Origin of the sequence: Sporosarcina sp. P7 (assembly GCF_002743425.1) — a bacterium.
Taxonomy (GTDB): domain Bacteria; phylum Bacillota; class Bacilli; order Bacillales_A; family Planococcaceae; genus Sporosarcina.
On sequence record NZ_PDZF01000004.1, the window covers coordinates 15,721 to 41,010 of the forward strand.

The window sequence follows — 25,290 nt, forward strand, 5'->3', positions numbered from 1 at the left end:
GTTCCTTCAAGTCACCATAATTTGGCTGTTGTCAGAAGAGTAACTAGTAGTAGTGGGAAAATTGTTTTGATTTTTCCACGTACTTTTTTATTCGCTCTGTATTAGGTCTTTAGAATCGAGTCCTTACTCCCGTTAAATTAAACTTACATCACTTTTTCACAATATGAATACGCGGAGTGGAGGCATAGCAATTGTTAAAAAAATTTAGAGGCATACAAGCACAATTTATCATTACTTCAGCTATTGGAATTGTAATTACTTTATTGCTGGTCGGTGGGATCATCAGCTATCAAATTACGAGGCAAGCAAAAACAGATTTTCTGGATAATTCAAAAGAACAAATGAAAGTCGTCGAGAAGTCCATAGACATTTTTTATAGTCAAATAGATCGGGACATTCAAATGATGGTACAGAATCCATTAGTAAAGCAAATAGATGCTTCAATTACAACCTACAAGGACAATCCTCAAGAGGTACAAATGACGCCATCTAAAAATGGCGGAATAGAACAACAGATTTATGATGTGTTTAAGTTGTATGGAGAAACCCATCCAGAGACGCTGTATGTATATCTTGCAACTAAAGATGGAGCCTATTTGCAGTGGCCTGAAACAAAGGTAAACGAACAGTATGATCCAAGAAATAGAGGATGGTATCAAGCAGCTGAAGAAGGCAATGGAAAGATCGCCAGGACTGCTCCCTATTTAGACTCAATTGCAAATGCCATGGTGACTAGTAATGTGCGCACTTTAACGGATCAGAATGGCGCAGTATTGGGGACGTTGGGAATTGATGTTCAGCAGTCCGTTGTAAGTGACATGTTAAATGAAATGAAACAAGGTAATACAGGGTTTTCCATGATTGTACATGATACAGGAATTATTATGGCGGATGGAAATAATCCTGAAAATAACTTCAAAAGCATAGATGAAGTGGACATTGAAGGGTTAAAAGAGATTTCATCAAAAGAAATGGAACCTTTCTATGCAACTATTAAAGATAAGAAATACTTGGTTTCTCCGTATAAAGTGGCGAATACAGATTGGATTTTAGCTTCATTTATGTCAGAGGAAGAATTGACAGCCGGGGCAAAAGAGATGATTAAAACAATTATATTCATTTCCTTGATAGTACTCGTTTTGATCCTAGTATTGAATACACTTAGTGCAAGATACATTACTACACCGATTATTAAGTCGGCGCAAAGTTTACAAACGATTGCGCACGGCGACTTTACTGAAGAAATTGACGCGAAATACTTGGCTAGAAAAGATGAGATTGGGACGATTTCGACAAGTATTCATGATATGAAAAATTCACTTAGGCATTTGGTTGAAGAGGTCATCCTTGTATCAAATGATGTGACGGGCGAAAGTGAAGAACTTACACAATATGCGGATGAGGTAACAGCAGGCAGTCAGCAAATCGCGACCACAATGATCGAGTTGACCAACGGAGCAGAGGTTCAGGCGGATTCATCTTCAGCACTGAACGAACAGGTGAGTCAGTTTACTAAAGAAATTACAAAAGTCGCGGAGAAAGGGGAAGACGTAAAAAATCAATCGAACGTCATGCTCAAGATGACGGATAACGGAAATGAAAACATGGAAGAATCCATTCGAAAAATGAATCAGATCAATGAAAAGATGGAACGTTCACTCTTCACGGTAAAAGGATTAACTAACAAGACGAACGAAATTACTAAGCTGGTTAAAGTGATCGAAGAAATTGCGCAACAAACGAATTTACTGGCATTGAACGCAGCAATCGAGGCGGCACGTGCGGGGGAACAAGGAAAAGGATTTGCAGTTGTAGCCAATGAAGTTAGAAAACTTGCAGAACAGGTCGGTAATTCTATTTCCGAAATTACCACAATCGTCACGGACATTCAAACGGAATCCAATCATGTCGCCAGATCACTGGATGAAGGGTATGGCCTAGTGAATGAAGGATCGAGCCAAATCCAAACTACTGGGGATACATTTAAGGTTCTTCGAGAAACTATTCGATCGGTAGGTACTCAAATTGAAGGCATGTCCTCCACTCTATATCAAGTGTTAGACAACACGAGGTCTATTAATGATTCGATTGAAAATATAGCAGCTGCTTCAGAAGAATCAGTGGCAGGTGTTGAGCAGGTATCGGCAACTGCACAACAATCCAGTAGTTCTATGAATGAAGTATCCGGCAGTGCAAGGTCCCTGGAAGAAAGTGCGGCGAGTCTAAATGAACTGATTAAGCAGTTCAAAATAAGTTAAACTGAGTTAAGTAGAGAATAATTGCATGCCTGGCGCTCGTCCTAATTTTCATCAAAAGTAACCATTTCGCATTGAGGTTAAGGTGACCGCTCTTTTGAAAAAATTACTATAGCCCATACGCTCTTCCAACTGTTGACAGTTATAATGGACTGGATGTTCACGCATCCAGTCTTTTTAGTTTATCATTCGTTCGAATTAGCAAATTCCTTGACCTTCAAGTACACCTTAATGTTTATTTATGCTGATTAAATAATTTGCTGCGAAGTATAGGTTAACTAATGATATGATTTGGTTTTATGAAGGATGTATTGAAGCGTGTGAGACTGCTATAGAAACGTATTTTTGAGATTCTATTCAGCTGATCGTCTTCCATGCACATACTGATCTAGAATTTCATTCAGATGCATCTACGAATCCAGTGTCTGCAAAGCTGTCCTGTAAGTTTGTGCCTGCTCAGAAAGGCGAACAAGTCGGAACCTATTTCTTCGCCAAACGAATTGTCGATCAGAAACTGGCTGAGCGACTGCTAGAATTTCTTACCACGTCTGATCCTGGATGATACGCCGGAGCTGGAGAAGGTTGATAGTTATTCTGCCGATGGAAAATCGATCGTGCTCCTAACATGGAGGCTGTATCATAAAGAATCCATGAATTCACATATCGTAAAAGCGTTCGTCGAGTTTATGAAAAAGGAATTCAATACGTAAAACGGGCTGCCGCTCGGGACGGAAATCGTCTCAAGGGCAGCTCGTTTTTATGGTTCAGTCTTCACTTTGGCAGTCTTGGCGGGGAAGCATTGGACTGGCTGATCTTCAGGTCTTCTGCCACTGCCCTCGATGAGCTGAACTTCTCATACGATCTTCTCATCATGGTACGGGTTATATTATCCAGCGCACTGTCCAATGAATTCGAAAAGAGCAGTTCGAGAATTTCCTTCACTTTCCCCAAAATAATCTCCGCCAGATCGTCAAACCCGATGACTGCTTCACTCGTGATGACTAGGCGCTCCATCAGATTTTCCAGCTGGCGCACATTGCTAGGCCATGAATAATGGTACAGAACGGTTAACCATTCTTCAGAAATGATGGTTGTTGAATGATATTTTCCATTGAATTTGCTTAGGAAACTATAGATCAGTGGAATACGATCTTCTCTTCATTCGCGTTACAACGGTATCTGAATATCGATCACATTGAGCCTGTAGTATAAATTTTCCCGGAACATTTTATTTTTCACCATTTGTAGCAAGTCCCGATTGGTCACCGCTTTTCATGCTCTTTGTTTTCAGGCATTTTAATCACCTTTCTGCTGTTTGATCTGAGTCAATTTTGAAAATACCGCATATTTTTTGAGTCAATTCCGACTCGAATTTGAATGAATTGTAACAACATTATGAAGATAAAACGACAGAGACCTTATTCCTATTGATATTTTAATAGTTGGCATAATAATTGCATTAATAATTGGGGAGATTTTGTGATGAGGCATAAATGAGGTAATTCCCTAATTGCTTCGTACCAAATCGCTGTATATAAAGTAGTGATTAGGAGGTATGAACTGGGTAGAACAGCCGAGGCTAGTGATATTACAATTATTGGAGGCGGTCCGGTCGGTTTATTTACAGCGTTTTATGCAGGACTTCGGCAACTGTCCGTAAAAGTCATTGAGAGCCTGCCATAGCTTGCAGCACTGTATCCTGAAAAAATATGTATGATATTGCTGGTTTCCCTAAGGTGAGGGCTAAGGAGCTGGTGGATCATCTGGTTGAACAGATGAATCAATTTTAAACTACCATCTACTTGGGTGAAACGGTGATGCAAGTCAAGAAAGAAAATGAAGGCGTTTTCAAATTGACTACAAAAGTAAAGCTGATTGCATCAACTTTTGGAGAAGCACCCGTTTCTGTAAGCAGTGCCAAGGTGTATATCGATCCAACAGCGAAAATTCAACCTATGCATAGCACTAGCCTTATGGTAGATAAGGAAGAAACTCAAAATTAGTGATGTTCGGAGATAACTGATTATTTTGATTTCAGGAGCGAGAGCAGGAGAATGGCGCCATTTACCATGGTGGAGCGAAATATTTGCATCGCGTTTGGAGCATGTAACCTAGTCGCACCGGACGTATTAGATCATACAGCTAACAGCTTCGCATTTGCTTTGCTGGATGACAACGAAGGAGTCACTGAAGCATGAAGATTTGATTGAAGACTTGGAGGATGCTTTTAAATGATGTCCGAGCCACTCTATCAAATTGGCAGAAACACCATTCGCATGTCAGAGAATTAAAGCTAGCTAAAAATATAAGAAACCTAAAGGGGGAATGAGAAATGGCATATAACAAAGTGCAGAACGCTACAGAAAGAACATTCGAAAGAACGATGCCTTATAATTTATTTACAGACCCAAGCGTATTGGAGAAAGAAAAGGAAATGATTTTCGCAAAGAGCTGGCAATTGGTCGGTCATGTGAGCCAAGTAGAGAAGAAAGGTGCATTTTTCACTGCTGAAATTGGCGACGATCCGATTATCATTATTCGTGGAACTGATGATGTCCTTCGCGCATTCTATAATGTTTGTCCACACAGAGCAACAAAGCTTGAAAAAACTGAATCAGGCAAGAAGAAAATTTTACAATGTTCGTACCATGGCTGGACATTCAAAACAGACGGCAAATTAAATAAAGCACCTAACTTCCGAAGTGAAGAAGATGCGGCTTGTGTACAAGATGCTTGCCTGCGTTCTGTCAGAATGGAAGTAATCGAATCTTTAATTTTCGTTAACCTGGATGACAACACAAAACCATTGGCAGAATCATACGGAGACTTCTTTGACCGTTTAAGTAAGTTCGAGTTTCTGAGTGGTTTGCAATTCACACATCGTAAATCTCGTCATATCAAAGCGAATTGGAAAGCCTTTGTTGAAAACTACTTGGAATGTGATCATTGCCACGTGGCACACCCGAGCTTCATTGATACATTGGATATGGATAATTATCAGATCATTACATGTGAGAACTATTCCCTTCAAGGCACAATGGTAAAACCTGATAAGCAATACGGAGAAGTGAATCTGGATGAGGCGGAAATGCAAGGCGGCTCATTCTTCTGGTTATGGCCGAACTTGATGCTTACCATTTATCCGGGACCCGCTAATATGGCCACGATTCAATTGATACCAATCGATCATGAAAATACTGAAATCGTTTATACGTACTATTTTAAAGAAGACAGCCTAGACAAATTATCTCAAGAAGAGAAAGACTTGATGACATTCGCGGAGCAAGTTCGCTTTGAAGACATCGAATTAGTTGAATTGGAACAATTAGGATTCAAATCAAGTGCATTCGAAAAAGGCCGCTACTCTCAATCTGAACAAGCAATCGTTCAATTCCATGAAATGGTTCTCGAGGCGCTTAATGAATAAATTTCTTGATAGAACAATGTTCGAACCGGTCCACGGATCGGCGCCGGATATTGCAGGAAAAGAAATGGGGAATCCGTTGGCGACGATCTGGTCAGCCAGTCAACTGCTCGATCATTTCGGTTAGGAGCAATACGACAAAAAAGTTATAGATGCTATTAAACAACTTCTAGTATAGAATAAAGTTCTCACACCTGATATGCAGGAAGCTCCTCAACATCGGGTGTAGGTGATCGCTTGACTGCTTTATTTGAGAAATCTAGTACATCACGCGTTTAAGATTACTTATCGGTGTATTTTCTACACCGATAGTTTTCTTTAATAATGACTCTATATGAAGTAAAATAAGAATGATCATAGAAGACTAAGGGAGTGTATACATGAGATTTGAGACCATTGATAAAAAGATATTGGCGATTGCTTTATCCTTGATTGCGGCGTTGACTGTTCCTATTTTAATAAATCCCGTCAAAGGGACTACGTTTTTAAATACCGTCCTTCATTCCATCACAACAAACTTCGGTCCCATGTACTTATGGGTTTGTTTAGGGATATTTGGCTTCTTGCTTTGGTTGGCTTTTGGCAAGTTGGGCAAAATTAGATTAGGTAATACGAAGCCAGAGTTTTCAACATTTAGCTGGCTGGCATTAATTTTCACTGCTGGAATCGGTTCGGGTATCATGTATTGGGGAATTATTGAATGGGCTTACTACTATTCCAGTCCTCCATACGGCATGGCGGCAGAAACCGTGGAAGCAGCAAGTTTTGCCTCTACATATGGAATGTTTCACTGGGGATTCTCTGCGTGGGCTATCTATTGCGTTCCTTCCATCCCGATCGCATACGCAGTATATGTCAAAGGTCAAAAATCCTATCGATTGAGTACAGCGTGCCGTGGAATCATCGGGGACAAAGCGGATGGTTTACTTGGGAAAATAATTGACGTGTGCTTCATGTTCGGTCTGATCGGCGGTATTGGAACATCCTTAGCACTGGGTACCCCCTTGCTCGCTGAAGGAGTCCATTCACTCTTTGGTGTAGAGAAAACGCTTACACTTAATTTGGTGATTGTCGTTACATTGATGATCTTTTTCTGTATCTGTCTTTATTTCGGACTGAAAAAAGGATTGAAGCTTTTAAGCGACTGGAATCTTTACCTATATATCGCGATTGCGATTTTCATCTTCATCTTTGGTCCAACCATGTTTATTATTGCGAGCTTTACGGACAGTGTCGGTGTTCTATTCCAAAACTTCTTTAGAATGAGCCTGTACACAGATCCGGTGGGGAAATCAGGATTCAGTGACGCTTGGACAATTTTCTATTGGGGATGGTGGTTCTCGTATGCGCCATTCACAGGTATGTTCGCTGCTCGTATTTCGAAAGGTCGTACGATTAAAGGTTTAATACTAGGGCAGTTAGTAGGCGGAACATTGGGCTGTTGGTTGGCGTTTGCGATCTTCGGAAACACGGGTATGTACTTCCAACTTAATAATATTGTTCCTGTACTCGATATCTTACAAAATGAAGGTGCACCTGCCGCTATATTAGCGATCTTGAATGAGCTTCCGCTAGGCGGAGTCGTCATGGTGCTGTATTTACTGGTTGCCGCCATTTTCTTGGCGACAACTGTTAACTCGGCTGCTTATACGTTATCAGACGTAGCATCCATTAATTTGAAAGAAGGCGAGGAGCCAGCACGTTGGTATCGTGTATTCTGGGGAATCGTTCTAACAAGCATCTCAATCGTTCTCATGTATGGTGACGGCTTGGAGGCTTTACAGACACTTTCCATTATCACGGCATTACCGCTCGTTTTCATTATGTTATTAATGATTATGTCATTTATGAAATGGGTACGTCAGGGTGAATTAGATGGTGTCCATATTTATGATGGTGCACCATTTGACGAGCCAAAAGAGCAGACGGTTGAAATTACGATTGACCGTAGCAGGAAAGAGACCAGTAGAGTTGTTGAAAAGGAAAACTTGATTTAATTTCAGTAGATAGAACAGGCAGCAGAAAACAATAAATACACAATATCCGGGGACCCAATTCGCATATGGATTGGTGTCCCTTTTCTTGACGGGAAAGATAATTCAGTAGATCGTCTTGGTTTGGCACCCATTTAGTATTCCATTCGAATTCCATTATGGTGCAACACGTTATATAGTATCTGTATATACGTGTATCATTTTCGGAACTTGGTAAATATATTTCGCAACCAGTTTTCCACCTCCAACACCTTTCCAGTCGCACCCCCAATACAATCAATGCTATAATAAACACATTCTTTATAATTATTACCTGTGCGAAGATTGATGGAGGGAACCTTACATGAAAACTGAAGCGAAACTACAAAAAGAAGCAATGAAAGTCCTAAAAGAGACAAGCCGTACATTCTATATACCAATTAAATTACTTGAACCAAACGTTAGAGAAGCCGTCGCGTCTGCGTACTTGTGTATGCGCGCAATCGACGAAATTGAAGACCATGAACAACTGGACGTACATATCGTCATGGATTTACTGAACAAAGTAAGCGATATACTAGACCGCACGATTGCAACAGGTGAATCGATGGCGTCTGCACTGGACGAGTTATTCGCACCGTACCGGGATCAGTTGCCTGAAGTGACGTTGCGCTTAGCTGACTGGGTAGAGTTCTGTCCAGACACGGCACGTACTAAAGTACTCGAATCGACTGCGATCATGGGCCGTGGCATGGCGAAGTGGGCAGGCAAGGACTGGGTGATTGAGACGCGTGAGGATCTTGATGATTATACGTACTATGTTGCGGGACTCGTTGGTGTTATGCTTGCGGATATTTGGCGCTGGTATGATGGCACGGAGACGGATCGTGACTTAGCCATTGGCTTTGGCCGTGGCTTGCAGTCTGTTAATATTCTTCGCAACTACAAGGAAGACGCTGTGCGTGACGTGAACTTCTTCCCGAATGACTGGAAGTTGCCGGAAATGTTTGCGTATGCTGAAGAAAATTTGGCCCTCGCTGATGCGTATATTGAAGACATCCATACGAAGACGATTTTGAACTTCTGTAATATTCCGTTGGCACTAGCGCATAGTACACTCGATGCGCTTAAAGAAGGACGCGAGAAGATGTCACGTATGGAAGTCGTAGCGGTTGTGAACAAGGCGATTAAAAAGTAGTTTTTGTTAATCAAATGAATGGAGGATGGCGATGCTCGATTTACTGATCATTATGTTTGAACGGGTCGGAATGATTGTGGCGGTCGCTTTCCTTCTGACTCGTTTTCGTTTTTTCCAACATATGATCCATCAAGATGTATTGGACCGTCGGCAAGAGCTGACGGCGATACTCTTTTTTGGATTGTTTGGGATTTTCGGAACGTATTTCGGTGTAGCACTGGATATGCAGACGTTTCATTTTGAAAATATGTCATGGCAACTCACTACCGATGAGGCGATTGCGAATTCCCGTGTGATCGGGGTAGTCGTCGCAGGATTGCTTGGTGGATATCGACTTGGGATTGGCGCTGGACTCATCGCTGGGATACATCGGATGTCTTTAGGTGGATTCACGGCTTTTTCGTGTGGCGTATCCACTATAATTTCAGGTGTTCTTGCAGGCTACTTCTATAAAAAGGGCAAGCCTATTCGTCCGCTTTTGGCATTCGCGATTGGTGCAGCTGCGGAAGCGTTGCAAATGGTGCTCATAGTTGTATTAGCAGAGCCGTTTGAGAAAGCAGTCGCATTGGTTCAAACGATTGGTTTGCCGATGATTTTGGCAAATGGAATGGGTGCTGCATTATTTATGCTAATTGCGTATAACGTCATCAGTGATCAGGAAAAAGTGACCGCGTTGCAAGCGCAGAAAACATTGCGTATCGCGGATCAGACGCTCGGCTATTTACGGACAGGTATGCGAAAGGAAACAGCTCAGGCGGTGTGCGGTATTCTCTTAGATGAGTTGAAACCAGGTGCTGTCGCGATGACGGATAAAACGGATATTCTCGCATATGTCGGATCCGGAGGTACGATGATGCAAGGCCCGATCCAGACAGATATTACGCGTCAAGTGATCCGGGAAGGTCGGCTCATTGTCACGGATTCTGTCACCCATGACCATCCGAGTGTATCTGCATCAGGTGCCATCGTCATTGCACCACTTAAAACGCGCGGTGAAACGATTGGAACATTGAAGCTATTTTATCCTTCACGTACAGCGATTACCGATGTCACGATTGAATTAATTGCGGGACTTGCTGAACTACTCAGCAATCAACTTGAAATTGCCGAAGCGGATCATGCCTATCAACTAGCTAAAGAAGCAGAAATCCAAGCGTTGCAGGCGCAAATTAGTCCACATTTCTTGTTTAACTCGATGAATATTATCCTTTCATTGATACGAACAAATCCGGATGAAGCGCGTAAACTGCTGTCGTCGCTGTCATTCTTCTTGCGTCAGAATCTTGAAGGTACGACGGTGAAGATGGTAACGTTACAGCAAGAACTTGCGCACGTCAAAGCGTATTTGATGATAGAAGAAGCACGTTTCATTGATAAATTGAAGATTTGTATCGACGTGGATCCGAACGTTCTGCAGGAGAAGATTCCGCCATTGACGTTGCAACCGATCGTTGAAAACGCGATGACGCACGGTATTAAGGATTTGGACGCAAATGCAATGGTCCACATTTCAATACATGAAATAGGCGATGCCATTCATATTATGGTAGAAGACAACGGTGAGGGAATTGTTCCAGAGCGGCTCGCTATACTTGGACGAGAGAAAATCCAATCTGAAAAAGGTACCGGGCTCGGTCTCTATAACGTTAACCGACGCCTACAGATGACGTTCGATAAAAATTCAGGACTCACAATAGAAAGTACACCGAATGAAGGGACGAAGATTTCATTCCACATTCCGAAATCGGAGGTGAACGGATATGACGGAAACGATTCGCGTATTAGTCGTAGATGATGAAAGGTACGCGCGCGAAGAAATGCTGTATTTGCTTGGACGATTTGATGGAGTAAAGGTTGTCGGAGAAGCGGATTCAGGGGAGTCGGCGATTATCAAGGCGATGCAGCTACAGCCTGACGTCGTGTTCCTTGATATCGAGATGCCAAAAGTGGATGGAATGGAAGTCGCCAAGACGCTAGGCGCATTGAAAAAAGTACCGCTGATCGTCTTCGCGACGGCTTATCCGCAATTCGCGGCAGAAGCGTTTCGTGTCCATGCGATGGATTATTTACTGAAGCCGTATGATGAAGAGCAATTGCGGCAGACGATTGCGCGTGTAAAAGAGTTGCTGCAGCGGACACAACTCGACACATCACCGAAACGAATGGGTCGATTGCCCGTCGAAACGGAAGGCGAAATCCACTATATCCCGGTCAGCGATATTCTTTATGTCCACCGAGAAGAAAACTGGACGAAGATCGTTACGCCTACGCGTGATTATGAAACGCGCATGACATTGAAAGATCTCGAGAACAAATTGACCTATTCATCGTTCTTCCGCATCCATAAAAGTATTCTCGTGAACCTCGTACATGTCAGTAGCTTGACGCCTTGGTTCAATGGAGCGTATCAGTTAGAAGTAGATCAGCGCCCGGAGAAATTGTCAGTTAGCCGAAATTATGTCAAAGAATTACGGCAACGCCTCGAAGGATAAAAAAATCTCGTAACATGTTAATCTCTCGGAGTGCATCTTACCTCGCGATTTTGACATGTTACGAGATTTTGTCATAGTTCGGACATCTTTCTATTATAGTTGATGTAAGCGTTATCAATACTAGGGAGGGAAAAAGGCAATGATTACATTTTTATTTTCTATCGTATTATTAATAGTTGGTTACTTTACGTATGGTAAGTATATCGTCAAAATGTTTGGCGTTAAAGAAGAACGTCCTACGCCGGCGTATACGAGCGCGGACGGAGTCGATTACGTGCCGATGAGCACAAACAAGAACTCATTGATTCAATTACTAAATATCGCAGGAGTTGGCCCGATTTTCGGACCGATTATGGGTGCGTTATACGGCCCGGTCGCATTTGTTTGGATTGTCGTCGGTGCGATTTTTGCAGGCGCTGTACATGATTATCTGACAGGTATGATTTCAATCCGAAACCGCGGTGCACACTTGCCTGAACTGGCAGGAAAATTCCTCGGCAAAGCGATGAAACATATTGTCAATGCGTTTGCGTTATTATTACTCGTCTTGGTCGGTACGGTATTCGTTTCCGCACCAGCAGGATTGCTATACAACCTCATGAATGGTTGGATGGCAATGGGAATCATCGTGGCTCTTATTTTCCTTTATTATATTTTGGCGACACTATTACCGATCGATAAAATCATCGGTCGTTTCTATCCAATCTTCGGTGCGCTACTTGTGATCAGTGCAGTCGGTATCGGCGGCATGATGGTCATCAAAGGTGTTCCGATTCCTGAATTGACATTTGCGAACTTACATCCTGATAATATTCCGATCTTCCCGTTATTATTCTTAACGATATCATGTGGAGCGCTTTCTGGTTTCCATGCGACACAGTCTCCAATTATTTCCCGGACAACGAAGAATGAAAACCAAGGTCGCAAAATTTTCTACGGCATGATGATTGCAGAAGCAATTATCGCGATGATTTGGGCAGCGGCTGGTATGGCGTTGTTTAACGGTGTGACATTGAGTGAATTGCTTGCGGCTGGTGGACCGGCAGTTATTGTTAGTGAAGTATCTGTCACGATGCTAGGTGCTATCGGTGGAACACTTGCAGTGATTGGTGTCATCATCTTACCGATCACATCAGGCGACACGGCATTCCGTAGTGCACGCATGATTGTTGCGGACTATATCAAGTATCCGCAAGCGAAAATCATGAGCCGTCTATGGATCGCCATCCCGATGTTCGCTATTTCGATTGCACTGACTCAAGTAGACTTCAACATTCTATGGCGCTACTTCTCCTGGGCGAATCAGTCCACGGCGGTCATTGCTTTATTTGTAGGTGCAATGTATCTCTTCATTGCCGGTAAGAACTACTGGGTCGCACTCATACCCGGAACATTCATGCTGATGGCTACGACGACGTATATACTGAATGCCGCCATTGGATTCGGCTTACCGATGAATGTGTCCATAATCGGAGCGACTGTCATCTCGATCTTCCTAGTGGCCTTGTTCTTCAACGCTGCGGTAAAAGCTCGAGCTGCACAAATTCCGCTAGAAGAAGATATTACGAATTGGGATTCTACCAGAACTATTTAATACGCTATACACAACCTGTTGAACTTCGGTTCTGCAGGTTTTTTCTATGGGGATTTATCTAGTGATACTAGTTGTGATACACTGCTTATAGAGATAAAAGCCGTTTTACACGAATGAAGACAAAACACACAAAAGATAGTTGCATTGCACGTAAAGTAACTAAAGTGATTAAATGTGTAAATATACACTTTAAATGTAAAGGTGGAATAAAACATTGAATAAGCAGACGGTCATTGACTTAGTGTCACCCCGCTTGAAGTTAATCCGAACAGAAATGGAGTATACGCAAGATCAAATGGCGGAGATTATAGGCATTTCAAAGAAGACTTTAGTACAGCTAGAGAAAGGCCGCCAAGAAATTGGTTGGGCAACAGCGGTAGTAGTTTGTGCGCTATTTCGCGAGAGTGCTTTGTTGCGCTCAGTCATGGGAGAAGATCCGATTGAGTTAGCTGAAATGGCAGTACATGAAGAGATTCATTCACGACAAACAGCCGCGAGTGCGTCGATTAATTGGTGGACGGAGATCGGACAATGGCAACAATATCAATTGCAACAGCATACCGCAGGTGGACATTATCGTATTATCGGTGCTGATCAAAGACGTTTATTCAGTACGGGAGACCGCGAAAAAGCTTTGGCCGAATTCAAAAAATATATGGACATGTTATAATAATTATATGAAAATAATGCATGAAAAACAGAATAAAACCGGCTGTACTCTTTTAGGAGTGAGCCGGTTTTTCGATGCGAAAAGAGAATTTTTGAGTAGCGGTAAAGACGCCTTTTTTGTATGTGCGCTCTTCGAATTCTACACGATCTTCTCTGTCTATGGTCAGTACAGTCGTGCAACGTGTGCCGTAGTCTTTTGATGCGATAAATATCGAAGACAGCAAGCGCTCGAGATCTTCACCTACGCCGGTATCCGGTAGTTGTTCAATCGGAAATGGTTCCGCTCGTTGCATCATGCCAAATAATATATTCGGATCTATCGTCTCCGTTTGTTGCAAGTAATCTGCCAGCAAAGCTTTCGTTTTATCCACTTTCGGCCACGGTGTATTGAGCAAGGCATTACTCAGTCCATGTGTGCCGTTCGGTAGATGTTGGATGGATTGCTCGATGTTTGAGTAATAAAACATTTCCTTGGCGGATCCAGCCAGTACATTACAGCCTGCATAATCTTCTCGATTTGTATGCAGTTGCTCCATGTAATCTTGTGCAGACAGACTGGATTGTAGATAGGAAGATACAATGTGACCGCGTGAGAGTTTGCCGGTTTGCGGTAGCGTGAAGTCACGATAATTGGTTAGTGCAGCGACTTTCCCTTGTGTATTGATGCCGAGCCACGTGCCCATTTGTTCGAGATCACGTCCTGCTAAAATATCTGGATGATCGCTCCAAAAGTTTGCTCGTGCTGTCGGACGTGCGTAAGCTTCATCTCGGTTCGCCATCATGACGAGCTGATACTTCGGATGGCTTTGCAATTGAAATGCCAGTAAACACATTATGTCACCCCGTTTGTATAGGTATGAAATGAGTGTATCATGTGCGATTTTGTTTGGCGACTGTATGAAACGTATTGCAAATGAATAGGCAAACAAACAAAGCGGTATATTGTTTGCCGCGCTATTGAAGTCAGATAATACGTGAGGTATCATAGAAGATAGCTGACAAACAAAAGATTGGTTTGTTTGTCTTGATTAAAAATGTAACGGGAGTGTGGGATATATGGAGTTTACGAAAGCGTTCTGGGATGCTTCACTAACGGAATTAAAGCAAGGGTATATAGAAGATTCCACATCGTATGATTGTTTACTATGCGGTAAACAAATCGAAAAAGGTGTGATTTATCCGTACGAAAATGCGTTGTATGAAGCGGAGCGATTTATGCATGTGCATATCGAACATTCGCATCAGTCGGTGTTTGCGTATTTGCTTGAACTCGATAAGAAATGGTCAGGGATTACGGATCATCAAGGTGATCTGTTGCGTTTATTCTATCAAGGGAAAAGTGATAAAGATGTACAGGAAGAACTGGAGATTGGCAGTGCGACGACCGTCCGGCATCATCGCTTTGCGTTAAAAGAAAAAGAACGTCAGGCGAAAGTGTTTCTTGCGATGATGGAGTTATTGAAAGAACGTGAGTCGTACGCGCAGGCGTTTATCCCGCCGCATAAAGCATCTCAATTATTTCACGATGAGTATTCAGTGGCGGAGGAAGAACAGCAAGCAATACTGCAAACATTTTTCCCTGACGGAACCGATGGCCAGTTAAAAGAGATGCCGGCGACGGAAAAACAGCGACGAATTATTGTCCAGGAAATTAGTAAGCGCTTTGACGGAGATATTTCGTACAGTAAACATGAGTTGAATGATCGGCTTTCGGAAATTCATGAAGATTTCATTACACTTCGAAATTATTTAATTGAATACGGTTATTTCGGTCAGACCCGTAACGGTAGTCAGTATTGGCTGAAATGAGTGGCTTGCTCAAATCGTTTTAGGTTTAGAAATGGTGGCGGTGGGAAGACTAGGAGTAATCTCGAAAGGAGCGGAAGTACATGACTGCAAAAGACACAGTACAGAAAATTCTGGATGAAAGTATGGTAGGAACGATGGCAACGGTGGATAACAACAAACCGTATAGCCGGTATATGACATTTATGAGTGATGGATTGACTTTGTATACACCTACTAATAGAAAAACGGAAAAGGTAGATGAACTTGAAGATAATCCGTACACGCATATTCTTCTTGGGTATGACGGGGAAGGATTCGGTGACGCATACGTTGAGTATTCCGGCCGTGTAGCGATTTCTGATGACGAAAGCTTGAAAAAGAAAATTTGGAATGATCATATGAAAGCGTGGTTTGATGGTCCTGAAGATCCGAATTTGGTTATTTTGAAAATTGAACCTGAAGCGATTCGCTTGATGAATAAATCGGGCCAACCACCTGAAGATATTTCCCTGTAAATAATTACTATATTATAATGATATACCGAAATAGTATATCCCGAAAGTGAGAGGTCACACTCTGATTTTCGGGATATTTTCGTCTAGTCGATATATTCACCACAACTATCCATGGTACCCGCGAATTTCCATTGCTTGAACACAATAAATGGGGGTATACTACTCATAGGAACACTTGTTCTTTTGAGAGGTGAATGCCATATGAAACCATTACCGAATAGAAAAATTGCGTGTCTTGATATGCGCAGCTTCTACGCGAGCTGTGCTGCAGCCATGGAAGGACTCGACGTAATGGAAGTGCCGATTGCGATTGTCGGCAATATTGAGAGAAAAGGCGGTGTCGTACTGGCTGCCTCACCGCCACTGAAAAAACGCTTTGGAGTTACGACAGGCATGCGTCTGTATGAGGTGCCGGACGACCCAAGCATTCGTTTAATTGAACCGAAAATGCAATTTTATATCGATGTGTCGATGGAATTGACGAAGTTGTTGAACCGCTATGTACCAAAAGAAGCGATCCATGTATACAGTATTGATGAAAGTTTTGTCGACTTTACGGGCACGGAAAGACTATGGGGTCCTCTTGAGACGTTGATTTTCCGCATTCAGGATGAGTTGTACCGGCAATTCGAGTTGCGTTCAGCGTGCGGAGTCGGGCCGAATATGTTGTTGTCGAAGCTCGCGCTAGATCTCGAGGCGAAAAAAACAGGGATTGCGCACTGGACGTATGAAGATGTGCCGAAGAAATTATGGCCTGTTGCCCCGCTTCATAAAATGTGGGGAATTGGCAAGCGAGTGGAGCGAACGCTTGAAGACATGGGCGTTTATTCAGTTGGTGATCTCGCGCACACCCCGCTTGAGAGTTTGGAGAAGAAGTTCGGTGTGATGGGCAATCAACTCTATTATCATGCGCATGGCATCGATTATTCCGACCTTGGCTCCGTGTTGATCGAAGGGCAAGTGAGTTATGGCAAAGGCCAAACGCTGTTGCGCGATTATACGAAGACTGACGAAGTATTGGCCGTCATGCTTGAGATGTGTGAAGATACCGCAATGCGTGCGCGGCTTGCGAAAAAGAAAGGACGCACCATCACATTGTCGTTTGGTTATTCAAAGCACGTACTCGGTGGCGGGTTCAATCGTCAAAAAACATTGCCGGAAGCGACGAATGAAACGATGGCGATTTATCGCGTCTGTTTAGAGTTGTTTGAAACGTTCCATGACGGACGTCCGTTACGCCATATTTCCGTCAACTTGTCGAATCTCGAAGAAGATAGTAGCTTCCAGCTCAGTTTATTTGAACCAATGAATTGGAAGCAACAAAAAATCGGTCACGTGATGGATGAAATTCGCATGAAGTATGGATCGGCTGCTATTCTTCGCGCAGTGTCCGTTACGCCAGGTGGTACGGCGTATAGACGAAATCAATTAATCGGTGGACATTATAAATGAAAACAAGTCGAATCCAGTCGTACGATCCCGCTAGTATAAAGAGGATGTATTTCAAATACTGAAATATTCCAGTTCCGTAACTTTCGATAACTTAGAAGTTTTGCTAGAATCAAATAGCCAGCACTATAAAAAATACTGCAAGAGAAGTGGTGCAGAACAAAGGAGGAAAGCCAGTGAAAGTATTACTGGATTTACGCTGGTTTTTTTCTGAGAGAAAAAAACAATACAGCATAGGGATCACGGCCCTGATGATTGTCGCGTTACTGCAACTGGCACCGCCGAAAATTATCGGCTATATTGTCGATGCGGTCGCGAAAGATGAATTGACCGCGGAGATGCTGATGCGCTGGATGATTATTCTCGTGGTGACGGGCGTATTGATGTATGTCTTGCGCTATATTTGGCGCGTGATGATTTTTGGCTCATCGGTATACCTTGCACGCGTCATGAGAGAGCGTCTGTTTACGCATTTCACGCGCATGTCGCCTTCATTTTATCAGCGACGACGTGTCGGAGATTTAATGGCGCATGCAACGAATGACATCAATGCAGTGCAACAAACGGCGGGATCAGGAATTCTGACACTCTTCGATTCGATTTCAACAGGTGGTTTCGTCATCTTGATGATGGCGTTTTCGATTAGTTGGAAGTTAACGCTGATCGCCCTTGTGCCGATTCCGGTGATGATTTTCCTGACGAGTTATTACGGACGATTATTACGTAATCGATTCCGTGTAGCGCAGGAAGCATTCTCCGATTTGAACGACAAAGCACAGGAGAGTATTTCAGGAATTAAAGTGCTGAAGACGTTTGGTCAGCAAAAAGAAGATGTCGAGTCGTTCACGAAACGTTCAGAACAAGTCGTCAAGGAGAATATGCGTGTTGCGAAAGTGGATGCGTTGTTTGATCCGACGATTGCGGGAGTTTTTGCGATTTCCTATATTCTATCCTTTTACTTCGGTACACGCTTTATTTTATCAGGGGAGTTGTCGATCGGGGATTTGGTGGCGTTCACTTCCTATTTAGGACTGTTAACATGGCCGATGCTAGCTATTGGTTTCCTATTCAACATTGTCGAACGGGGAAATGCATCCTACAGCCGAATTCAGGATTTACTTTCGGTTGAGCCTGGAATTCAAGATCGTCCGAATGCAGTGAGTCAATTGCCGCACGGAGATATCGTCTTTGATATCGACACGTTCAAGTTCCCAGACGATAAACGAGCATCGCTGCGTAATTTACACTTTACGATCAAGCAAGGTGAAACACTTGGCGTGATCGGCAAGACCGGTGCAGGGAAAACAGCGATTCTCAAGCTATTAATGCGAGAATTCGAAGGGTATACGGGAACGATTACGTATGGTGGCATTCCGATTACGCGCTATAAGAAGGAATGTTTGCGCCAGGCAATCGGTTATGTGCCGCAAGACCATTTCTTGTTCTCGACGACACTCGGTGAAAATATTGCCTTTACGAACCCAAAAATTGATCCCGCGAAAATTGTGGCGGCTGCGAAATCTGCGCATATTCACGAAGATATTCTGACGTTTGAAAAAGGGTATGAAACGCTCGTTGGAGAACGTGGCGTATCGTTATCCGGTGGACAGCGTCAGCGTGTGTCCATTGCACGTGCGTTGCTAATGGATCCGGAGCTATTGTTGCTGGATGATTCATTGTCCGCAGTAGATGCCCGGACGGAAGAAGCGATTCTTCGTTCATTGAAAGAAGAAAGAACGGGTAAGACGACCATTATTACGTCGCACCGCTTAAGTGCCATTCAGCACGCGCATCAAATTATTGTTCTTGATGAAGGCGAAGTCGTTGAAATTGGCGATCACGATAGCTTAATGGCGCAAAACGGTATGTATAAAGAAATGTACGATTTGCAACAGCTAGAGTCGATCGTAGAGCAAGGAGGCGGCGCAGATGAATAACAAACAGAAGATGTCCGCCAGAGATCAGTTCAAAACGTTCATGCGGCTAGCGAAATACGTCTTACCAATGAAAAAAAGTGCATTGATTGCAATTTTATTATTGCTGTTGACGGTGACATCGACGATTCTTGGGCCACTAGTAATCCAGCGATTCCTCGATGACTATGTCGTACCACTAAACTTCCCGGCGAAAGAAGTATGGACCATTGCACTAATTTACATCGGACTACAACTCGTCAACATTATCGGGTCGTATTTCCAAACATTGCGGTTCCAGGAATTTGCACTCGCAATCATCCAGCAAATTCGGATCGATGCGTTCTCGAAAGTCCAGAAGCTTGGACTACGGTATTTCGATCAGACACCTGCTGGCGGAATCGTTTCACGTGTAACGAATGATACGGAATCCATCAAAGAAATGTTCGTCAGTGTGGCGGTTACGTTCATGCAGGCGATCTTCGGAATTGTCGGCGTCTATATTGCGCTCTTTACGCTTGACGGCAAACTCGCGCTTTATACATTGATCTTATTGCCGCTATTCCTAATTCTCGTATCGGTCTATCGCTATTACAGTGCAGACTTCTATCAAGATATTCGGGAACGGCTCAGTCAGCTGAACGCGAAAATCTCCGAGTCATTATCTGGTATGGACATGATTCAAGCGTTCCGCCAAGAGAAGCGCTTGTCTGACGAGTTTATTGAAGTCAATGAAGGACATTACCGCGTCGGACTGCGAAATATTCGTTTTGATAGCTTGATGCTTGGACCATTTATCGACTTGCTGTATGCCGGATCCATCGTTGCAGTACTTAGCTATTTCGGAACGGCATCGTTTACGTCGGTCGTGGATGTCGGGATTATTTATGCGTTCACTACGTTGCTAAGACGTCTATTCCAACCGATCAACCAAGTGATGCAACGTTTATCGATGTTCCAGCAAGCGATCGTATCTGCGTCGCGAGTATTCGCGTTAATCGATAATCCGGAAATTGAACCAAAGCAAACAGCAGTATCTACTCAGCATATTACAGAAGGTACGATCGAATTCCGTAATGTGACGTTCAGTTATGACGGTAAACAGGATGTGCTCAAAAATATTTCCTTTACCGCCAATGCAGGTGAAACGGTCGCACTGGTCGGTCATACAGGAAGCGGAAAGAGTTCGATTATCAATCTATTCATGCGTTTTTATGAATACGAGCGCGGCGACATTTTCATTGATGGGGTATCGCTAAAAGAGTATCCAATAGAAGAATTGCGGAAAAAAGTAGGACTCGTCTTGCAAGATCCGTTCATGTTTTACGGTGATATCGCAAGCAACATCCGTCTCCATAATGAAGAGTTGACGGATGAAGATGTGCGGGAAGCTGCAGAGTTCGTTCAAGCCGATCAATTTATTGAAGAGTTGCCAAACGGTTATGAACAGAAAGTGACAGAACGCGGTTCGACGTTATCCAGTGGACAGCGTCAATTGATCGCTTTCGCACGGACCATTGCGATGAATCCGAAAGTGCTCGTGCTCGACGAAGCAACTGCAAATATTGACACGGAAACGGAAGTGGCGATTCAGAAGAGTTTAGAGAAGATGCGCGAAGGCCGTACAACGATTGCGATTGCTCACCGTCTAAGTACGATCGCGGATGCCGAATTAATTCTCGTACTCCACCACGGCGAAATCGTCGAACGTGGGACACACGCAGAGTTGCTTGCGCAAAAGGGCTTGTACTACACGATGTATGAATTGCAAAACGGAACACAAGAGTAAGATTGCGTGATTGTCAAAAAGATTTCACAATCAAATGAAGCGTAATCGAGTCTCTTGTTTGGTACGATAGAGTGGGAATGTTGGCGCTTGCCGGCATTCTACTTGTTCTACTGTTAAAGGAGGAATTTTGTTGGGGACGGATGTTAATATTTTCTTTGCGTTTGGAGCAGGTTTCCTGAGTTTTATTTCTCCATGCGTATTACCACTATACCCGGCCTTTATCTCGTATATTACCGGCATGTCACTGGATGAACTCGGAGATAAGAAAAAAGGAATGAACCGTGCTGGCATGTTGCACACGCTGTTCTTCTTGCTCGGATTCTCGATCGTATTCATTATTTTAGGATTCAGTACGTCCTTAATTGGATCGATCTTCTTGCAATATCAAGATTTGATTCGTCAGCTAGGTGCGATTTTCATCATCATCTTCGGACTGATGACGATTGGATTATTTAAACCAGAATTTCTAATGAAAGAGAAGAAGCTGCAATTTAAAAATCGTCCCGCAGGTTACTTCGGTACGGCGCTGATCGGTCTAGCGTTTTCCGCTGGATGGCAGCCATGTATGGGACCGATCATCGGTGCCATCATCTATCTTGCTGCGACGAATCCGGCATCTAGTATGTTGTACATGATGCTCTATGTACTTGGTTTCGCGATTCCATTCTTCTTCTTATCTTTCTTCATCACTCGAATTGGTTGGATTCGCAAGCACAGTATGAAGATTACGAAAGTAGGCGGCTACTTGATGATTGCATTCGGTATCATACTGTTCTTTAACGGAATGGTTTATTTCACAAGTTGGCTTAGCCCAATCTTTGGCGACTTCCAAGGCTTTTAATGTAAGTGGGTAAGCGGAAAAGAGGTGTAGGATGAAAGAAATTACTTCTTTTGACGAGTGGCAGCATGTATTGAATGAGACACCGCAGTTCTTGTTGTTCGTGAAAACGAATAATTGCTCCGTCTGCGAAGGATTGTATCCGCAGGTGGCGGCACTCGAAAGCGATTATCCATTCGACTTCTACCGTGTGAACGCAGCGGAAGTTCCAGAAATAGCCGGACAGTTGTCACTCTTTACTGCACCAGTCGTCTTATTATTTAATGAACAGAAAGAGTTGACGCGTTTTGCACGAATCGTTCCAATGAATGATCTGAAAAAACGCCTCGATGAGCTCGTGCAGTGGGGGAACATAGATGCATAAGATACAAGAACTGATAGATTACGTCTTCACAAGTATTCCTTCCATTTACTTGATCATCGCTTCGACGGTAGTTTTCGTCGTGATGACGACATTTGTCTATACGATGCGGGCGAAGGCGTCGAATAGGCCGATTCAGGCGAAGAAGATTATCTTGCCGCCATTGTTCATGTCGTCTGGGATGTTGATGTTCTTGTTCGACGAGTTCCAAGTGCCATGGACGCAAGTGGTAGAAGCCGGTTTGGTCGGCTTGATATTTTCCACGTTTTTGATTTATACGACGAAGTTTGAGATTAAAGATGACGGGATTTATTTGAAGAAGTCGAAGGTGTTTTTACTGATCCTGTTCGGGTTATTGGTGATTCGCCTGGTCGGAAAGATCGTGCTCAGTAACACAATCGACGTCGGTGAGCTTGGCGGCATGTTTTTCATCCTCGCGTTTTCGATGATCTTGCCGTGGCGGGTCGGAATGTTAGTGAAGTATAAGATGCTTGAGAAGAGTAGGGTAGGGAAGGAGTCGTCCTTGTGACGGTTTCTTTTTTTATGTCTGGAAATGAAAGTAGAAGGCTGGCATTAGTTTAGGGTAGGGATTTGCGCTCTAGGCGGACGCGTTCTGGAGGGGTCGCGGTGAGCCCCCTAGTCACTGCGTTCCTTTAGTGGTCTCACCTGTCGACCTGATCCTCCCAGAGTCGCCGCCTGCCGCTCCAATCCCTGCAATGTAAGTGGAAGATACTTTTTATTGCGCATTAAAGTACGTGTTGAAATCCATTTTAAACTTCAGTACTTGAATGTAAATAAGTTAAGACACAACAATAATTCACACACTAACTTCAGTGAGTGATCTAAGTGCTAACACTATTAACGTAGGATGGAAGCGGAAGCTGGCGGCGACTCCTGATGGATCAGCTCGATCAGGTGAGACAACCAAAAGGGAGCCACGCGACCTGGTTGGCTCACCGTGAGCCCATAGGAAAGCGTGCGCCAGCTGGAGCTTCCATCCCATGACGTATCCCCCTAACTCACTAAACTTATGAACTTGAAGTACATACTCAAAACCACACAAAAACAGGATGCCCCATCAATAGGGACATCCTGTTTCTATATTCACGTAAACAAATGCTCATATGGCTGAACATCAATTTCCATCTGCTTGAGTTTCTTGCGCAAGAAGTTATGGTCGCGCTTTGGCGTAGCAAGAATATACCCCTTGATAATATGATCAAATTCAATAGTTTTGGCACGGTCTTCTAACGCAATCTCACCGATCTTGGCACCGATCTTCTGCTTCGCCACGTCGCGGAACAACTCCGGCACAGGCGTAACGAGTTCGTTGAGCATGCTTTTCGCCTCGTCATTCCATAAATGCAACGACTCATTGACGTAATGCTCTTCCCAATCCAGCGTCGATTTTCCGTCTTCTTTCGGCAATACTTTCAGGAACTTCCGGAACATGAAGAATCCACCGATAGCGAATAAGCCGATCATCACAATACCCCAAAATATAATAAACCACATAAATAGGTCTGGCACGGTTTTTTCACCTCTTCCATTCTACCCTTCATTATAAAAGCAATTGAGAAATATTTCACTAACAAAGTATCCTTTTCACTTTTTTCGTCTATATAGCGGATGAAAGGAGGTGATACACATGGCAGCAACACTAGAATTCAATCAGGCTACGGCGAAGATCCACTTTAATGCAGGTGTTAACGAGAAAGGCCACTTCATCCGCAAGATTAAAACGTACAAATTCATCAATGACGACGCAACACCAGCAAATATGTACACCGCTTTGACACAACTTGCTTCATTATCAAGCTACCCACTCATTCAGCTCGAGAAAGTAGTAACAGAAGATCTTCATAATTAAAATCGTACAGGAGGAGAGCGCACATGGCAAAAGTATTGGAATTAACATTTTTAACCGCGGCGAATAAGCCGGTCACATTAACGGTGGATGAACCCGATGAAGACATTACGCAAGGTCAAGTCGAAGCTGTTATGCAGCAAGTGATCCAAAGCAATATTTTCCTCATCGAAGAATCTCCACTCGCCACGATTAAAGGTGCACGAATCGTTGCACGTGATACACGAAACATCGTCAGTCGATAAGTTACAGCCGGTTTTCAGTCACGTACTGGAAGCCGGCTTTTTCATCGAATGACAGAGAGGAGGAGTGAACAATGGAGCACTGGCTACAGCTCATACAAGATGTCGGATTTCCGATTTTCGTATCGTTTTATCTACTGCATCGTTTAGAAGTGAAGCTAGAGGCGATTCATGGCGTTCTCTCAGACATCAAAAACAGATGACTTCATAGGAACTTCATGATTCCGACAAGATTTAGCCAAAATGGAGGCTGCCTTCACCTTGTATGACTGGTGAACTTTCGTTATGATAAAGTGACTATTAAAAGGTGGAGGAATCGAAAATGTATAAAAAGCTTTTGGTACCGTTAACACTTATTTTTGTGCTGATATTGAGTGCGTGTGGTGGCAGTTTTAAGCCCGATCATAAATATAAAGTGGATTCATTTAAAGCTACCAACCAACACAATGAAACCGTAACCGATGAAGACTTGAAAGGCTCTGTATGGCTAGCGCAGTTTGTATTCACGAACTGTACAACCGTTTGTCCGCCGATGATGAGCAATATGGTCACGTTGCAGGAAAAATTGATTGACAATAACATCGAGGATTACCATATCGTGTCATTCAGTGTAGACCCGGATGTGGATACACCAGAAGAACTCGGGAAGTATCTCGACTTGTTTAGCGCGCCCGATGAAAGTAAATGGCAGATGCTGACAGGTTACGATATGAAGACCATTGAAAAATTAGCTGCTTCATCGTTTAAACAGTTAGTGAAGCAAATCCCGAATGATGATCAAGTCATCCATGGCGTTTCATTCGGCTTGGTGAATCAGAACAATGAAGTCGTAAAATTATATGGTGGGAACGAAGACGTGCAATATGATACAATCGTAAAAGACATGAAAGCACTCATCAAAGAAGGCAAGTAATCAACTGAAG

General features: G+C 43.3%; 25 protein-coding genes and 2 pseudogenes. 23 read left to right on the top strand and 4 right to left on the bottom strand.

The window, feature by feature from the left end; genetic code table 11:
• The first annotated feature begins 191 nt into the window (after positions 1–191).
• Positions 192–2,258, top strand: a complete 2,067-nt coding sequence (locus CSV60_RS16025) for a methyl-accepting chemotaxis protein (RefSeq protein WP_099636247.1) — start codon at positions 192–194, stop codon at positions 2,256–2,258.
• Positions 2,259–3,026: 768 nt separating this feature from the next.
• Here CSV60_RS16025 and CSV60_RS16280 read toward each other — a convergent pair.
• Positions 3,027–3,401: an AAA-type ATPase lid domain-containing protein gene (locus CSV60_RS16280; RefSeq protein WP_483315701.1), complete on the bottom strand. Its 375-nt coding sequence runs from the start codon at positions 3,399–3,401 to the stop codon at positions 3,027–3,029.
• 21 nt (positions 3,402–3,422) lie between these two features.
• Positions 3,423–3,521 carry a sigma 54-interacting transcriptional regulator gene (locus CSV60_RS16200; protein WP_099632274.1) on the bottom strand — a complete coding sequence of 33 codons (99 nt, stop codon included), beginning with the start codon at positions 3,519–3,521 and terminating at the stop codon, positions 3,423–3,425.
• Between the two features lie 294 nt (positions 3,522–3,815).
• Between CSV60_RS16200 and CSV60_RS16030 the strand changes: the two are divergent.
• The 10 genes and pseudogenes from CSV60_RS16030 to CSV60_RS05535 form a co-directional block, all read left to right on the top strand.
• A pseudogene (locus CSV60_RS16030) lies at positions 3,816–4,117 on the top strand (NAD(P)/FAD-dependent oxidoreductase); the annotation flags it as partial.
• Positions 4,118–4,309: 192 nt separating this feature from the next.
• Positions 4,310–4,453, top strand: a complete 144-nt coding sequence (locus CSV60_RS05495; protein ID WP_233189543.1) for a hypothetical protein — start codon at positions 4,310–4,312, stop codon at positions 4,451–4,453.
• Between the two features lie 134 nt (positions 4,454–4,587).
• Positions 4,588–5,682, top strand: coding sequence for an aromatic ring-hydroxylating oxygenase subunit alpha (locus CSV60_RS05500; protein WP_099636250.1), 1,095 nt, complete (start codon positions 4,588–4,590; stop codon positions 5,680–5,682).
• A gap of 13 nt (positions 5,683–5,695) precedes the next feature.
• Positions 5,696–5,958, top strand: a pseudogene (locus CSV60_RS16205) (isocitrate/isopropylmalate family dehydrogenase); the annotation flags it as partial.
• A gap of 101 nt (positions 5,959–6,059) precedes the next feature.
• Complete coding sequence (locus tag CSV60_RS05510) at positions 6,060–7,676, top strand: BCCT family transporter (RefSeq protein ID WP_099636251.1); 1,617 nt, start codon at positions 6,060–6,062, stop codon at positions 7,674–7,676.
• A 340-nt stretch (positions 7,677–8,016) separates the two neighbouring features.
• Positions 8,017–8,850 (top strand): squalene/phytoene synthase family protein, encoded by an 834-nt coding sequence (locus CSV60_RS05515; protein ID WP_099636252.1) that lies wholly within the window; start codon positions 8,017–8,019, stop codon positions 8,848–8,850.
• A gap of 31 nt (positions 8,851–8,881) precedes the next feature.
• Positions 8,882–10,645 carry a sensor histidine kinase gene (locus CSV60_RS05520; RefSeq protein ID WP_099636253.1) on the top strand — a complete coding sequence of 588 codons (1,764 nt, stop codon included), beginning with the start codon at positions 8,882–8,884 and terminating at the stop codon, positions 10,643–10,645.
• Positions 10,611–11,342: a LytR/AlgR family response regulator transcription factor gene (locus CSV60_RS05525; protein ID WP_099632280.1), complete on the top strand. Its 732-nt coding sequence runs from the start codon at positions 10,611–10,613 to the stop codon at positions 11,340–11,342. The genes CSV60_RS05520 and CSV60_RS05525 overlap by 35 nt, the downstream gene beginning before the upstream one ends.
• A 139-nt stretch (positions 11,343–11,481) precedes the next feature.
• Positions 11,482–12,936, top strand: a complete 1,455-nt coding sequence (locus tag CSV60_RS05530; RefSeq protein WP_099636254.1) for a carbon starvation CstA family protein — start codon at positions 11,482–11,484, stop codon at positions 12,934–12,936.
• 214 nt (positions 12,937–13,150) lie between these two features.
• Positions 13,151–13,606 (top strand): helix-turn-helix transcriptional regulator, encoded by a 456-nt coding sequence (locus CSV60_RS05535; protein ID WP_099636255.1) that lies wholly within the window; start codon positions 13,151–13,153, stop codon positions 13,604–13,606.
• A 52-nt stretch (positions 13,607–13,658) separates the two neighbouring features.
• Here the strand turns inward: CSV60_RS05535 and CSV60_RS05540 are convergent, their stop codons facing one another.
• Positions 13,659–14,438 carry an NRDE family protein gene (locus CSV60_RS05540; protein ID WP_099636256.1) on the bottom strand — a complete coding sequence of 260 codons (780 nt, stop codon included), beginning with the start codon at positions 14,436–14,438 and terminating at the stop codon, positions 13,659–13,661.
• 223 nt (positions 14,439–14,661) lie between these two features.
• Between CSV60_RS05540 and CSV60_RS05545 the strand changes: the two genes are divergently transcribed.
• The 8 genes from CSV60_RS05545 to CSV60_RS05580 all read left to right on the top strand — a co-directional run bounded on the left by CSV60_RS05545 (position 14,662) and on the right by CSV60_RS05580 (position 22,787).
• A complete protein-coding gene (locus tag CSV60_RS05545) occupies positions 14,662–15,414 on the top strand; it encodes a DUF2087 domain-containing protein (protein WP_099632284.1) in 753 nt (250 codons plus the stop codon).
• A gap of 80 nt (positions 15,415–15,494) precedes the next feature.
• The gene (locus CSV60_RS05550; protein WP_099632285.1) at positions 15,495–15,908 is read left to right on the top strand and encodes a pyridoxamine 5'-phosphate oxidase family protein; all 414 of its coding nucleotides are present in this window, start codon (positions 15,495–15,497) and stop codon (positions 15,906–15,908) included.
• Between the two features lie 201 nt (positions 15,909–16,109).
• On the top strand, positions 16,110–17,360 hold the full coding sequence (locus tag CSV60_RS05555; protein ID WP_099636257.1) for a Y-family DNA polymerase: 1,251 nt from the start codon (positions 16,110–16,112) through the stop codon (positions 17,358–17,360).
• 173 nt (positions 17,361–17,533) lie between these two features.
• On the top strand, positions 17,534–19,294 hold the full coding sequence (locus tag CSV60_RS05560) for an ABC transporter ATP-binding protein (protein ID WP_099632287.1): 1,761 nt from the start codon (positions 17,534–17,536) through the stop codon (positions 19,292–19,294).
• Positions 19,287–21,059 (top strand): ABC transporter ATP-binding protein, encoded by a 1,773-nt coding sequence (locus tag CSV60_RS05565; protein ID WP_099632288.1) that lies wholly within the window; start codon positions 19,287–19,289, stop codon positions 21,057–21,059. Before CSV60_RS05560 ends, CSV60_RS05565 begins: the two co-directional genes overlap by 8 nt.
• 130 nt (positions 21,060–21,189) lie before the next feature.
• Positions 21,190–21,900 (top strand): cytochrome c biogenesis CcdA family protein, encoded by a 711-nt coding sequence (locus CSV60_RS05570; protein ID WP_099632289.1) that lies wholly within the window; start codon positions 21,190–21,192, stop codon positions 21,898–21,900.
• A gap of 31 nt (positions 21,901–21,931) precedes the next feature.
• Complete coding sequence (locus CSV60_RS05575) at positions 21,932–22,261, top strand: thioredoxin family protein (RefSeq protein WP_099632290.1); 330 nt, start codon at positions 21,932–21,934, stop codon at positions 22,259–22,261.
• Entirely contained in the window at positions 22,254–22,787 is a 534-nt protein-coding gene (locus tag CSV60_RS05580) for a CcdC family protein (protein ID WP_099632291.1), read from the top strand. The genes CSV60_RS05575 and CSV60_RS05580 overlap by 8 nt, the downstream gene beginning before the upstream one ends.
• Before the next feature lie 575 nt (positions 22,788–23,362).
• Here CSV60_RS05580 and CSV60_RS05590 read toward each other — a convergent pair.
• Entirely contained in the window at positions 23,363–23,773 is a 411-nt protein-coding gene (locus tag CSV60_RS05590) for a DUF2621 domain-containing protein (protein WP_099632342.1), read from the bottom strand.
• 133 nt (positions 23,774–23,906) lie between these two features.
• Between CSV60_RS05590 and CSV60_RS05595 the strand changes: the two genes are divergently transcribed.
• The 4 genes from CSV60_RS05595 to CSV60_RS05610 all read left to right on the top strand — a co-directional run bounded on the left by CSV60_RS05595 (position 23,907) and on the right by CSV60_RS05610 (position 25,280).
• Complete coding sequence (locus CSV60_RS05595) at positions 23,907–24,128, top strand: DUF1659 domain-containing protein (RefSeq protein ID WP_099632292.1); 222 nt, start codon at positions 23,907–23,909, stop codon at positions 24,126–24,128.
• 23 nt (positions 24,129–24,151) lie between these two features.
• Positions 24,152–24,370 (top strand): DUF2922 domain-containing protein, encoded by a 219-nt coding sequence (locus tag CSV60_RS05600; RefSeq protein ID WP_099632293.1) that lies wholly within the window; start codon positions 24,152–24,154, stop codon positions 24,368–24,370.
• A 71-nt stretch (positions 24,371–24,441) separates the two neighbouring features.
• A complete protein-coding gene (locus CSV60_RS05605; protein WP_081241957.1) occupies positions 24,442–24,570 on the top strand; it encodes a YvrJ family protein in 129 nt (42 codons plus the stop codon).
• 119 nt (positions 24,571–24,689) lie between these two features.
• A complete protein-coding gene (locus CSV60_RS05610) occupies positions 24,690–25,280 on the top strand; it encodes an SCO family protein (protein WP_099636259.1) in 591 nt (196 codons plus the stop codon).
• Positions 25,281–25,290 lie beyond the last annotated feature (10 nt).